This window comes from Arthrobacter sp. P4_H3 (genome assembly GCF_056400885.1).
In genome coordinates, this window is sequence record NZ_JBFUKK010000033.1 from 21291 (window position 1) to 33386 (window position 12096).

The 12096-nt window shown below is 65.5% G+C and carries 15 protein-coding genes; 9 read left to right on the top strand and 6 right to left on the bottom strand.

The genetic code is table 11. From position 1 onward, the window contains the following. The first annotated feature begins 145 nt into the window (after positions 1 to 145). Both AC1DRE_RS24200 and AC1DRE_RS24205 read left to right on the top strand, forming a co-directional pair. The gene (locus AC1DRE_RS24200) at positions 146 to 271 is read left to right on the top strand and encodes a hypothetical protein (RefSeq protein ID WP_476987023.1); all 126 of its coding nucleotides are present in this window, start codon (positions 146 to 148) and stop codon (positions 269 to 271) included. Beyond that, positions 268 to 423 carry a hypothetical protein gene (locus AC1DRE_RS24205; RefSeq protein ID WP_476987024.1) on the top strand — a complete coding sequence of 52 codons (156 nt, stop codon included), beginning with the start codon at positions 268 to 270 and terminating at the stop codon, positions 421 to 423. Before AC1DRE_RS24200 ends, AC1DRE_RS24205 begins: the two co-directional genes overlap by 4 nt. Before the next feature lie 18 nt (positions 424 to 441). On the opposite strand, the gene AC1DRE_RS24210 is transcribed toward AC1DRE_RS24205, so the two are convergent. Continuing rightward, complete coding sequence (locus AC1DRE_RS24210) at positions 442 to 837, bottom strand: TfoX/Sxy family protein (protein ID WP_476987025.1); 396 nt, start codon at positions 835 to 837, stop codon at positions 442 to 444. 350 nt (positions 838 to 1187) lie between these two features. Here AC1DRE_RS24210 and AC1DRE_RS24215 point away from each other — a divergent pair, with 350 nt between their 5' ends. Together AC1DRE_RS24215 and AC1DRE_RS24220 are read left to right on the top strand one after the other, a co-directional pair. After that, positions 1188 to 1391, top strand: coding sequence for a cold-shock protein (locus AC1DRE_RS24215; RefSeq protein ID WP_003806113.1), 204 nt, complete (start codon positions 1188 to 1190; stop codon positions 1389 to 1391). Between the two features lie 189 nt (positions 1392 to 1580). Beyond that, the gene (locus AC1DRE_RS24220; RefSeq protein ID WP_476987026.1) at positions 1581 to 1889 is read left to right on the top strand and encodes a hypothetical protein; all 309 of its coding nucleotides are present in this window, start codon (positions 1581 to 1583) and stop codon (positions 1887 to 1889) included. A gap of 429 nt (positions 1890 to 2318) precedes the next feature. On the opposite strand, the gene AC1DRE_RS24225 is transcribed toward AC1DRE_RS24220, so the two are convergent. Then, complete coding sequence (locus AC1DRE_RS24225; protein ID WP_476987027.1) at positions 2319 to 4124, bottom strand: AfsR/SARP family transcriptional regulator; 1806 nt, start codon at positions 4122 to 4124, stop codon at positions 2319 to 2321. Between the two features lie 118 nt (positions 4125 to 4242). On the opposite strand from AC1DRE_RS24225, the gene AC1DRE_RS24230 reads away from it, so the two are divergent. Beyond that, the gene (locus AC1DRE_RS24230) at positions 4243 to 4404 is read left to right on the top strand and encodes a hypothetical protein (protein WP_364130772.1); all 162 of its coding nucleotides are present in this window, start codon (positions 4243 to 4245) and stop codon (positions 4402 to 4404) included. A 37-nt stretch (positions 4405 to 4441) separates the two neighbouring features. Here AC1DRE_RS24230 and AC1DRE_RS24235 read toward each other — a convergent pair whose 3' ends face one another. After that, the gene (locus tag AC1DRE_RS24235) at positions 4442 to 4789 is read right to left on the bottom strand and encodes a DUF6176 family protein (RefSeq protein ID WP_476987028.1); all 348 of its coding nucleotides are present in this window, start codon (positions 4787 to 4789) and stop codon (positions 4442 to 4444) included. Between the two features lie 141 nt (positions 4790 to 4930). Further along, on the bottom strand, positions 4931 to 5233 hold the full coding sequence (locus AC1DRE_RS24240; protein ID WP_476987029.1) for a DUF1905 domain-containing protein: 303 nt from the start codon (positions 5231 to 5233) through the stop codon (positions 4931 to 4933). A 91-nt stretch (positions 5234 to 5324) separates the two neighbouring features. On the opposite strand from AC1DRE_RS24240, the gene AC1DRE_RS24245 reads away from it, so the two are divergent. Then, the gene (locus AC1DRE_RS24245; RefSeq protein ID WP_476987030.1) at positions 5325 to 6965 is read left to right on the top strand and encodes an alkaline phosphatase D family protein; all 1641 of its coding nucleotides are present in this window, start codon (positions 5325 to 5327) and stop codon (positions 6963 to 6965) included. A 177-nt stretch (positions 6966 to 7142) separates the two neighbouring features. On the opposite strand, the gene AC1DRE_RS24250 is transcribed toward AC1DRE_RS24245, so the two are convergent. Continuing rightward, positions 7143 to 8000, bottom strand: a complete 858-nt coding sequence (locus AC1DRE_RS24250) for a class I SAM-dependent methyltransferase (RefSeq protein WP_476987031.1) — start codon at positions 7998 to 8000, stop codon at positions 7143 to 7145. Between the two features lie 297 nt (positions 8001 to 8297). Between AC1DRE_RS24250 and AC1DRE_RS24255 the strand changes: the two genes are divergently transcribed. From AC1DRE_RS24255 to AC1DRE_RS24265, 3 genes are all read left to right on the top strand, one after another. Continuing rightward, positions 8298 to 8795 carry a hypothetical protein gene (locus AC1DRE_RS24255; RefSeq protein WP_476987032.1) on the top strand — a complete coding sequence of 166 codons (498 nt, stop codon included), beginning with the start codon at positions 8298 to 8300 and terminating at the stop codon, positions 8793 to 8795. 168 nt (positions 8796 to 8963) lie between these two features. Further along, on the top strand, positions 8964 to 9230 hold the full coding sequence (locus AC1DRE_RS24260; protein WP_104176280.1) for a hypothetical protein: 267 nt from the start codon (positions 8964 to 8966) through the stop codon (positions 9228 to 9230). 29 nt (positions 9231 to 9259) lie between these two features. Next, entirely contained in the window at positions 9260 to 10030 is a 771-nt protein-coding gene (locus AC1DRE_RS24265; protein WP_476987033.1) for a hypothetical protein, read from the top strand. Positions 10031 to 10101: 71 nt separating this feature from the next. Here AC1DRE_RS24265 and AC1DRE_RS24270 read toward each other — a convergent pair whose 3' ends face one another. Then, entirely contained in the window at positions 10102 to 11343 is a 1242-nt protein-coding gene (locus AC1DRE_RS24270; RefSeq protein WP_476987034.1) for a flavin-containing monooxygenase, read from the bottom strand. Between the last annotated feature and the right edge of the window lie 753 nt (positions 11344 to 12096).

The following is a 12096-nucleotide window of genomic DNA, read 5'->3' on the forward strand; positions in this document are numbered from 1 at the left end:
TAACTGCGTGTCAAAAGCTGTCGATTTTGAGCGGTGCTTACCTGCGCTGCCGCCGACAAGACCTTCGCTTTTCTTGCCTGAAACTTTCGCGGATCTTGCCTGGGCGGGATCACCATCAATTCATAACCGGAAAGGAGTGAGCATCATGGTTAACGAACAGGAATTGCTGGATTGGATTTCCCCGCGCAAACAGCGGGAAATCGACAACCAGGCGGCATTTCTTCGCTATCTGCTGGAGCGCGAAGAGGCGGAAGTGGGTGGGAAATCATGAACGATTACGTTCGCCGTCCGCGTGAACCGTATGACGCGCATTTGGTCATCAAGCGCGACCTCGCGAACATCATCGCCAAGTACACCGACAGGGGCGACCTGGAAATTGCCGCTGTCTACAAAGAAGCACTTGCCCGCTACAACCGCGGCTGAATCTGCGCGCGGGAGGAGCTACTTCTTCGCGGCCTTCGGTTTCGAAGCTTTCGGCTCTTTCGGCTCTTTCGGCGGCAGGCTGGCGACGTGCTCGTACGCCTTCTCAGCCCAGGCCTGTGCCCGGGCGTCATCGCCGTCGCCTTCGGCGTTCCACACCTCCGGGAGCCCGGTGTAGCCGCCCATGGGCCGCTCCGGCGGGCCGAACGGGACGGTCCGTTCCGTGCCTTCCAGTTCCTGTTTGTCCGCCTCGGAGAGCTTGACCCCGATCGTGGGGCCGAACAGCCCGGCGAACATGTTCCCGTTGACGAAGGCGCCCAGGTTGCCGAACATCGGCTTGACCACCACATCCGGATGGTCCGGCACCACCTTCCGGAAGTGCTCCTTGTCGGCGTCGGACGGTTTGGGCATTTCCATGTGAACGTCTCCCTTTTCTGCCGGAACGTGCTGCCAGAGATGGACTGCCTGCAGGATATGCCCCGTTACGGGGCGCGGTCGAGGCCCGGACGACGCCCCAGGAAAGCGTCAGCGCCGGCGCTCTCGGCGACGCGGTCCATCACCGTCCCGGACATCCCTCTGGGGCACGTGGTCATCCTGCTCTGAAAACCCGTGTACAGTAGAGACCGTTGTTGTGTTTGTATTTGGTAGTTCAGGCAGTACGCGAGGTCGAAAGTCCTCGTTCTTCTGAAGTAGCGGTTTTGAACACCCCACACCGGAGGACCCGAAAGTCGGGACAGTTCCTCCACCTTCACGAAGGACATAAAAAAATGGCTACTGGTACCGTCAAATGGTTTAACGCTGAAAAGGGCTTCGGCTTCATTTCCCCCGATGACTCCTCACAGGACGTTTTCGCACACTACTCTGCGATCAACTCCTCCGGTTTCCGCTCCCTCGAAGAGAACCAGAAGGTCTCCTTCGAAACCGAGCAGGGCCCCAAGGGTCCCCAGGCTGTAAACATCCAGGCTATCTAATTTCTTAGATACCCGGGACCGTTTAGGTTTCATAAAGCAGGGCCGGTCATTGACCGGCCCTGCTTTTGTTTAACCCGGGTGTGCTTCGACGGTTCGGCAGGCTCGGTTTCGAGAGACTAATCCGGGTGGACTGAATGTGGGGACTATGTGCCCTTCCGCCCTTGATTGTGGTGACGTAATTTCAAGAACATGAAGACCCGGGAAGAAGGCGCCGACTGGAAGGTCGCTCCTTCGACGCGCTTGGGTTGGTGGGCTCTCTGGCTCGCAGCCGCTGTCGTCTTGTATCCCCTGTACTGGAGCATCCTGCTCATCCTCCCCTCAGCTGCCGGACCGTACGTGGGAGTGGTCCTGGCAGTCCTTGCCATTGCGGCCATCTCTACTGGATGCATGGCTATTTTCCGGCGCCGGGACCGGAGTGGGCTGCTGCTCGCTGCCCTGATACTGCTGGTCGTCTCTGCCATCTTCTTCATCGGCGGCGAGTTTCTGTTCCCGCACTAACATGGACAGCGCCGAAAGCTGGACCATGCCGCCGACGTCCGGCCCGAGGTGCTGAACCAGCGCGGACTGCTGTTCTACCGGCTCCTCCAACAGTGCATGACCACTGGCCCCGTGCCCCTGAAGAATCTGAGCGCCAACGGATCATCGCCGACACCCTCAACGTCGAAGGGTTCCGCACCAAGGCCGGGGCGCCCCATCCCGCTGGACCTGGTCCGGGACCTTTAACTGCGCATCCATTGGACGCTCGACTCCCTGAAGCTGACGGTCCAGGCCCAGCACTTCACCGTCCTTCCCGCGCTGACTGACGGCGGCCGGAAGTTCCTGCTCCAGGTGCAGCCGCCGCTCACCGGGGGATAGGCGCCAGCCCCTGTTCGAGCTTGGCGGGATCAGGGCCGCCCGGATGTCGACGAGCTCAACCACCGGGCTCGATCACCGCTGGCCCGGCCTTGCCGCCAGGAACGCCGACAACGCCGGGTTGCCGACCTCCTTCGCCAGCCACGGCACAGCCTGCGCCGCCGCATCATCACCGAGTACCGCGCGGTGGGACTGCGCCCGCACCGTGAACTCCCGCATTCCGCTGCGGCTCGCCAGCTCGGACAGCCGTTCCACGAACTTCGGGGCACGCGGCGACCCCATGGCGATGGCGACCTCCGCAGCCGTATCCAGTAGCCGGGCCGAATACCAGAGGTACCACGGCTTGGGTTCCAGGCCGCGGTCGATCCAGTGCTCGGCCGCGGCCAGATCTCCGTGCGCCAGGAACAGCCGCGCTTCGGCGCCTGCCGCAAGGGCCATGTAGCAGTGGTCCCCGGCCAGCTCGGCCATCACCCAGGACCGGTCGATGAACGCCGCCGCTTCCTCCAGTTGCCCGGCGGCAAGATAGGTCTCGCCGCGGACCCCGGCAACAAACGGCTCGAACGCCGTCCAGTGTTCCTCAGCAATCCAGACAAGTGCCCGGTCCAGAGACGCAGCCGCCTTCTCCAGCTCCCCGCGGAGCAGGTGCACGCGGCCGAGCAGCGCCTCGCTGAACGCCTGCTGCCGGCGGTTCCGGACCGCTTTGGCCAGCCTGCCGGACGCAGTCAATGCAGTCACCGCATCCTCATACCGCGCCGTGTCGGAGGCCAGCATCCCCTGGATCGCCAGAATCCTCGCCTGTTCGTCGGGGAATCCCTCTGCAGCTTGCATTGCCCGGTCCAGCCAGCCGGCCGCGCGGTCGGGGACGCCGCGCTGCACATTCAGGTAGCCCAGCTCCCGGTACGCTGCAGCGGCAGTGCGGGAGGCGCCGTCGGGCCCTTCCGCCTGCAGTGCACGGTGCAGGAAATCCGCCACCTCCGCCCCTCGGCGGCCCGCCTGATGGATCAGCGCACCGGACAGCGTCACCAAAGACTCGGCCAGCAGATGGTCGTCGCCGGTGCGCTGGGCCAGCACCACCGCGAGCCGCAGCTGATCGAGCCCCCGGTCCACGGCACCGGCCCAGAGTGACGCGCCGCCGGCGTCGAGATACGACCGTACCGTCGCCACGGTGGCAGGCATCCCGGGGTCCGGCTCCGGAGCCACAGCGGACAGGGCCCGCCGGACTTCGGACGGCAGCGGCAGGCCGAGCTCCTCGCGGTAGAGGTTGCCGCATTTGGTGACGTGCTCCCGGGCCCGGCGGTGCTCGCCCAGGGCCACGAGGGCCTTGACCAGGACGGCGTTGCAGTCCGCATGGAAGGGATCGCGTTGCAGCGCCAGGGTCGCGAGCTCCGCCGCCTCGCCCGCATCGCCGGAAGCGAGAGCCGCCAGCGCGGCTTCATAGAGGAGGGACTGGGCGGCGTTGTCCAGGCGGTAGCGCTGGTCCGCCAGCCACGAATCAAAGACCGGGGAATCGGCGAAGGACAGCCCTTCCAGCAGCTGACCGCTTAAGCGCTGGGGGTCACCGCCCTGGCTGCCAGCCGAATCCAGCACTTCGAGTACATCGCAGCGCCAGGGCGGCTGGAGCACCAGGCACAGGGGATCGCCGGCCACGGTCACTCCGTCGAGGGTCCGCCGCAGCTCGGACAGGTTCCAGCGCAGGGCGCCGAGCGGATCCGCAGCATCCGGGAATAGCAGCGACGCCGTGCGGGAGCGGCCGGTGCCGTCCGCCTGCAGCACGAGGTAGGCGAGCACGGCCCAGGCCTTGCGGCCTCTGGGCTGCAGGGGCGTTGCGCCGGGGGTCTCGATCGCGGGTGGACCGAGGAGCCGAATCCAGTTCTCGGCCATAGCGCCCATGGTACGCCGCGGGGCCGGGGGCGTCTGCGGGGTTCACACGCTTGCTCACACGCCGCCCGGACACACTGAAATCACCCAATCCGCCCACACTCAAACGAGGTGCATCACAATGGAACTGCTCGGCATCCTGCTACTAGGACTCTGGGTTCTCAGCGTTACCGTCCGTGCCATCCTGACCGACGGCCGAGGCCACACGCCCGACGTCCGCTCCACTGCGCCGTGGACTGCTGGCGACCTGCCCAGTGGGCCGTACGCTTCAATGAGGTTCTAGCCGGTTTGGAGGGGCTCATCCACTTGGGTGTAGTCCCTCAAGCCGCCTTGTAGTCCATAAGGACATTCGCAGGGAGAGGCCCCTGGAGCATCTCGGCGCTGATGCCGTGAACTTCCATGATCTTTGCCCGGAACCACTCGTCAAAGGGATCGTCCGAGGTCGCGACGGACTGGAAGGCCTTGGCAACATCGTCTGCTTCGTGGAAGACCGCGATGAAATCCCCCTGCGGCGTCTGCATGTGGCTGAGCACCTCCCGGGTCACTCCCATCCGTTCGCGGGAGCGCCGGTATTCCTCCTGACGCGGGCCCTGTATCTCCTCCATGAGCGCCTTCCACTCGTCCAACTTGCCCGGCAGAATCGGCGCAAACCAACTAATGCATTCCATGACAGGTCCTCCCACAGTTGCTTCGACGCTTGCTGCGGAACGATGGCAACCCGCAGCCGTGCACCTGCATGATAGTCCCGCGGAAAGACGCGGTATAGAGCCTTCGGGAAGTGCTCCGATTGACGCCGTCCTGGAGTGAAATCAGCCCTTGAGTTCCAGGACCAGTTGCACGTCCACGTCATCGCCGTCGCTAATCCCCGCGGCGGTCCGGATGGCCTTCTTGACCGGCAGCACGTACGAGTGGCTCTTGCTCTCCGGGAAGACCGACATGGACCAGCTGTTACCCGCGATCGAGGCCGTGACCTTCACCGAACCGAATCCCTTGTGGAAGGGAGCCGACTCGTCCCTGATCTCGTCCGCCACCTCCGGCGGCAGCGTGATGAAGTGCCATCCGGATGCATGCGGATAGAGCCACAGTCCGCCGCGGAACGAATACGACGTCACGCTTTGAGTATGGCACCAGCGGCATCCCGACAGGCCCGGGCAACGGGCAATTCACACCCGCGCCACCGCCGGTTCACCCGCCGCGGCAACGATGGGCAGCATGACTGCTTTCACCCGCCGCAATGTCCTCAAAGGTGCCCTGGCCGCCGCCGGTGCTGCCGCCGTCGTGCCCGCCGCAACCTCAGCCGCCCACGCGACTAGCCCGGCCGGCGTCGCCCTGGTCCGCAACCGCCTGACCCTCCCGTCCGGCATCGCCACTGGCGATGTCACCGCCGATTCCGGCGTCCTGTGGTCCCGAGCGTCGGGCCCGGGCCGGCTGGTGGCCAGCCTGCTCGCCGTGGACGACGACGGTGCCCCGCTCCGCGGCGGCCGCGCTTTCCAGCGCGCCCTGCGGGGGAGCGCCGCCAGCGAAGCCACCGACTTCACCTCCCGGATCAACGCCGAGCACCTCCCCGCCGGCACCCGCTTCGCCCTCACCCTGCACTTCGAGGACGCCGACGGCACCGCCGGCGAAACCGCGCAGGGCTCCTTCAGCACCGCGCCCGGAACCGGGCTCATCAGCAGCGGCCGCGCAGCCCGCAAACAGAGCTTCGTCTGGACCGGCGACACCGCCGGCCAGGGCTGGGGCATCAACGAGGAGATCGGCGGCATGCGCGGCTACGCGGCCATGCACGCCACCAAGCCGGACTTCTTCATCCACTCCGGCGACACCATCTACGCCGACGGCCCCATCACCGCGCAGGTCACCGAGCCTGACGGGCAGATCTGGCGCAACCTCGTCACCGATGAAGTGTCGAAAGTGGCCGAGACCCTCAACGAGTTCCGCGGCCGGCACCGCTACAACCTCATGGACCGGAACGTCCGCGCGATGTACGCCGAGGTGCCGGTGATCGCCCAGTGGGACGACCACGAAACCCACAACAACTGGTACCCCGGGCAGATCATCACCGACTCCCGCTACACCGAACGCCGCGTGGACGTGCTCGCCGCCCGCGGCCGCCAGGCCTGGCAGGAATACCAGCCAATCTCCGGCCTCAGCACCCGCATCGGCGACGGCAGCACCGGTTTCGAACCCGCCCGCATCTACCGCAAGATCTCCCGCGGCCCCCAGCTGGACGTCTTCTGCCTGGACATGCGCACCTTCAAGGACCCCAATACCGACGGCAAGGAAACGAACCTCACCCACATCCTGGGCCAGGAACAGGCCGAGTGGCTCATCCGCGAAGTCAGCAAGTCCAAGGCCACCTGGAAGGTCATCTCCGCCGACCTCCCGCTGGGACTAATCGTCCCCGACGGCATGGTCAACCAGGAATCCCTGGCCAACCGCGACGCCGGCGCCCCCTTGGGCAAGGAACTCGAGATCGCTTGGGTGCTCTCCGCGTTCAAGCGCAACCGGGTTAAAAACGTGGTCTGGCTGACCGCCGACGTCCACTACTGCGCCGCCCACCACTACTCGCCCGAGCGCGCCGCGTTCACCGACTTCGACCCCTTCTGGGAATTCGTGGCCGGCCCCATCAACGCCGGCAGCTTCGGCCCCGGCGAACTGGACGGCACCTTCGGCCCCGAGAGGGTGTTCTACAAGACCGGCGCCTACGCCAACCAGTCCCCGCGCAGCGGCGAAAACCAGTTCTTCGGCCACGTGGACCTGACCGAGGACGACGTCTTCACCGTCAGCCTCCGCAACGCCAACGGAACCGTCCTCTGGAGCAAGGACCTTCACCCGCAGCGCTGACCCGCTGCTAGAAGCACAACCCCAGGGAGCACGACGGCGGGAGGCCGGCCATCGCTGCCCGCCTCCCGCCGTCGTGGTTCCTGCAGTTGTGGGCCCGCGGGGGACGGGCATGGGAAGTTGGGCGGAGGCGCGGAGGACCCGGGAAAGCTGTGACCCCGGAAAGCTATGACCCGGAAACTACGTCGCTGCGGGGCGCGCCTTCTTGGCCGTGAGCAGCAGGTACTCCCATTCCATCTGGGCCGTGGTGTCGCCGTGGGCTTCGAGGTAGGTGTCGGCCAGTTCCGTGAGGGCCTTGTCCAGGGCGCTGACCTTGTCCGCGTCGTCGCCAAGGAACTTGTACACCGAGATTGTCGGGCCGTAGTGGGACTTGAAGTAGTGCAGGAAGTCCTCCGGGTGGTGGAAGCTCCTGATGGCCACCGTCCTTTTTTCGGCTTTGACGTCCGTGACGTTGCTGCCGAGGAGCTCGCGGACGTGGTCCTCTGTGCCCCAGAGGGGTGGCGGCTGCGCTCCGGGCGGGGGCGGCGGAGCAAACGGCTTCATGGTGTCGAACATCTTCCCGATGAACCCTTCGGGCGTCCAGCTCATCAGCCCGATGTGGCCATCAGGTTTGCAGACCCGCACCAGCTCGTCCGCAGCCGCCTGGTGGTGCGGCGCAAACATCACGCCCAGGCAGGACATCACCACATCGAACTCGTTGTCCTGGAACGGCAGCGCCTCGGCGTCGGCCTCCTGCCATTCCAGCTCAACGCCGCGATCGGCTGCCTGCCGGCGGCCGGCGTCGAACATCTCCGGGGTGAGGTCGGCGGCGATGACGTCCGCTTTCATCATGGCGGCCGGGATCGCCGCGTTGCCTGCCCCGGCGGCCACGTCCAGGACGCGCTGGCGGGGCTTGACGCCGCAGACGTCAACGAGGATGGCGCCGAGGTCTGCGATCAGTTCGCTGGCGAGGGCCGGGTAGTCGCCCTGCGCCCACATGGCACGGTGCTTTTGCTTCAGTGCCCGGTCCGCCTCGGCTGCTTCGGTCTTGTCATTCATGGTGGCACCCCTCTGCTGTGGCAGGTTCTGAGTGACAGCGCGCTGTGGTCCCAGTGGAGGCTGTGGTGTGAGTTATTTTGGCCGCGCACCGGACGGATGTAAAGGTGCCCGCGCTACATGTGTGCGTCTCGATACTGGCCAGTAGATTTCCGTGCTAGCACGGAAGTGCGGGAGGGGTGCCCGGATCCACTATGGATACATCGGAACGCAGGGAGAATCCCGGCGGATCCGGAGCCCCGGAACTGCCGGGCAGAGCACCCCATCCACACCGCATCTTTCCCCCTCAGGAGCAATCCCATGTCCAACGCACCAACCACCAAGAAGTCCCGTCCATCCCGCCGCGGCAAGGCCGCCGTGGTCGCAGCCCTTGGGCTCGGAATGGTCGCTGCGCCGTTCGCCCTGGCCGCCCCGGCCCAGGCGGCCGGCACCAACTACGCCTGCTCAGTCACACCGCTCAAGCCCGTGTTCGCCGGCCACAACTCCTCCGGCGTGAAGCTGGTGGACTACCGGATCCAGGTGCACTGCAACACCGACCGCTATATCAACATCACCCAGGAGCGCTGGGAGGAAGACGACTGGCCCAACGGTGACGACCACCTGGGCACCTCGTACTTCAGCCGCCACCTCAACCAGTACAGCGGAACCGTGACCATCTCCAACGTCCGCACCCTGGTGAACGGCGAGATCGGCAACGAGGAGGTCTACCACAAGGTCCGCTTCCAGGAAGGCAGCAACGGCGTTTGGTCGCCGTACACCGGCTGGTACTACAGCGGCGTCACGTCAATGTCCGACTGACGCCGTCCCCGGGGAGCCGCTGAGCCCGGCTCCCGAGAACGCCCAAGGCCCGGATCCCCCATCCGGGCCTTGGGTTTCTTAATGCGGGGCCCCTTGTACGCCTTGGGACCTGCGGCACCGAAAAGTGCGGGACACTGGAAGTCACCACCCACGAAAGCGAACCACACTTTGATTAATCTCCAGCAGGATGCCGAAGGCTATGTCCGGATGAACCGGCACTTCCCTGAAAGCGTCCTTATTAGTGTCACCTTTGCCGACGGCACCACGGAGGAACTCTCCGGCCGCAGGCTCAACAGGGCGTACGACGAAGCCCTGGCCGAATACCGGGCGCAGAACCACCTGGACGCGAAAGGATTCTCGCGGTCTCCGACGAAGAAGACCAGCCCGGGAAACAAGATCGACTTCGTGCCCGTCCACCCCGGCATGGGTGACTGACCGCCGCATCACGAGGAAGACTGACCGGAATGGCCACTGGCGATAACACCAGCGGGCTCGATCCTCTGCTGTATCCATGGGATCCGCCCGAGGCCTCAGGCGTGGTGGACGGCGTTGGTTTCCTGCCCCTCGACCTGGCAGCAGGCCTGGCAGTGGGCCTGGATCAGGCGCTCGCGGAAGCCGACGCGGCTCCGCTCGGGTCCCGCTCCATGGTGGTCTCCGTCGGCTCGAATTCCAGTGCCGACGTGATGCGGAGGAAGTTCGCCAACTGCCACCGGCCGGTCAGCACTGTCCTGCCCCTGGTCCGCGGCCAGCTCCACAACATCGCCGTTGGCCACTCCGCGCACGTGAGCCGGGCCGGCTACGTTGCCGCCGCACCGTACCCGCTGATGGGGGAGTGCACTCCGGTCTGGGTGTCGTGGCTCGATGAACGCCAGCTGATGGCACTTGACGAAACGGAGCCCAACTACCGGCGGATCCAGCTCGACGGCGCAGCCTGTCCGCTCGAAGTGGACCATGGCGAACCTGCCGAGGACTTTTCGCTGTTCACCTCCCGCTGGGGCGTTCTGAGCGATGGCGACGGCAGGAAACTTCCGTTCCTGGACCAGCCGGCCCTCTTCGGGCTGCTTGCCGGCATTGCCGCCGATTCCGCGAACGAGGGGAATTCCGTGTTCGACGGACCGCCGGAACAGGTCATTGGACAGCTCGGGCTGCCGTCGGTCCAGGCCTGGGCCAAGGACTGGTTCAGCGCGTCCGGCCTGACCACCCCGGTGCATTTTGACGGGTGCTGTGCGGAGTAGGTTTCGTGGCTGACCGGCGTGCCCTGCCTGCCCCGCTGTGCGCTTGAGCGTGCCGGTTCACCGAACTGCTTTCACCGTGCCGCGATGTGCTCCGCGATGTACTTGGCGTCGCGCCCGACCCCGGCCACAATCGACGAGCCGTGCCCGGTCAACCACGGCAGCCCGACCGCGTACAGTCCCGGATGTTCGGTGACCCCGCGGTGGTGGCGGGGGTAGTTCCACTCGTCCAGCACCGGGATGTCCAGGATGCTGAAGTCCAGCCTGTAGCCGGTGGCCCAGAGGATGGACGTGATGTTTGCGGCGTCGAGGTTCAGCCGCGCCGGTTCCGACGGAAGCCAGTCGTCCTTGCGCGGCGGTTCAGCCTCCGGCGCTGACAGGCCTGCAGCGGCAATGTAGGCATCGAACATCGGCCGCATGCGCTGGTAGAAGGTTCGCTCCACCACGCCCAAGCGCTCCCGAAGGTCGTCGCTGAAGACGAGTTCGCCGTCGTCGGCTGCTTGCAGGTGCCCGTGCAGCCGGACACCGCGGCGTCCGAGATCCCGCAGATGGATGTCGTGGCCGCCGCCGGCGCCGGACACCAAGGGGTTGCACATAAACCGCGCCGCGGGGGAGGGCAGCTGCCCCACGGTGAGGCCGTTGAGCCCGTACGCGGGGCCGAACTGGGCGACCTGCGTCATCCAAAAGAGGAGGTCCTGGCCGCGGTACCGGCGCGGCGCCTCGGGGCAGGTGGACACCGCCAAGTGGATTTCCCGGCCGACGGCGAGCAATTCCTCCGCGATCTGGCCGCCGGACTGGCCGGTCCCCACAATCAGGACGGCACCGTCGGGCAGCTGTTCCGGGTTGCGGTAGGTGTCCGTGTGCAGCTGGAGGATGTGGTCCGGCAGTTGTGCGGACAGCGCGGGGACTTTCGGTTTCTGGTAGCCGCCGGTGGCCAACACCACGTTGCGGGTCCGCCAGGCTCCTTGGGTGGTGTCCACGCTGAAGCCGCCGTCTGCGGGTGCGATGCGGGTGACGTCCGTAGCTGTCCGGACGGGCGCCCCGATGGTCTCCGCATAATGCCGCATGTAGTCCACGACGTCCGCGCGCGGCATAAAGGCCTCCGGAACCGGTCCGTCATAGGGCCCGCCGGGCAGCGCGAGCGAGAAGTTCGGCGTGTTCAGGACGAACGCGTCCCAGCGATCCTGCCACGCACCGCCCAGCGCGGGTCGCCGTTCCAGCAACTGATGTTCGACGCCGGTTTGGCTCAGCCAGTAGCTCGTGGCGAGGCCTGCCTGCCCGGCTCCGACCACAAGGGTGTCCAGAATCGGTCCCATGCAAAAACCATACGCGCGGCCGGCCAAGTTTCAAGGGGTGTCCGGTGCCCCTTCGACGGAGCCGGATGGGGTGCTTGAACGGGGAGGGACGTCCCGCCCAACTAGCAGGACGGACGGCACACCCAACTAGGTAGCAGCAGGTGTCGTTCTGGGCCGTCAAAACGACGTCTGCTGCTACTTACATGGGGATCTGCACGGGCTGCCGCCGGGTGTGACGGGCTCCACAAGAAGCCATTTCGGCGGAATTCGGGGACGGTGGCGGCTCGGAGGACCCGTTGCCCCCGCCATTCCGGGGATTTTGGCGGCTGGGGACACCCTGACTGGCCCGGTTTGCGTAGGGTCCAAAGCCCGTGTAAAGTAATTCGAGTCGCCGCCGCTGATGCGGAAAGATAGCGACCGACCCCCTTCTGAATGGCCTGAAAAACGGCGTCTTTACTGGCGTGCGGAAACCGGGCGGGGGCCCTTGTGGTGGAGCTTGGATCTGCGGAAACGCCGGTTTGCAAAGCTTCCCGGAACCGGGTAAGTTTGGAAAGTTGCTCCGGAGCGATCCTTGACTGTTTGTTGGTTGTGGTGGTGCCGGGTGTGTCTGTTGTTTGAGAACTCAATAGTGTGCCAAGTTTGTTGATACCAATTTGTTTATATGGATTGGTTGAATTGGCCAGGTTGTGCCACCCCGTGGTGTGGCCTGGTTGTTTTTCAGCTGGTTTCAAATTTTGTGCAGCCGTTTTCTTCCGTTTTCCCGGGGGTGGTGGT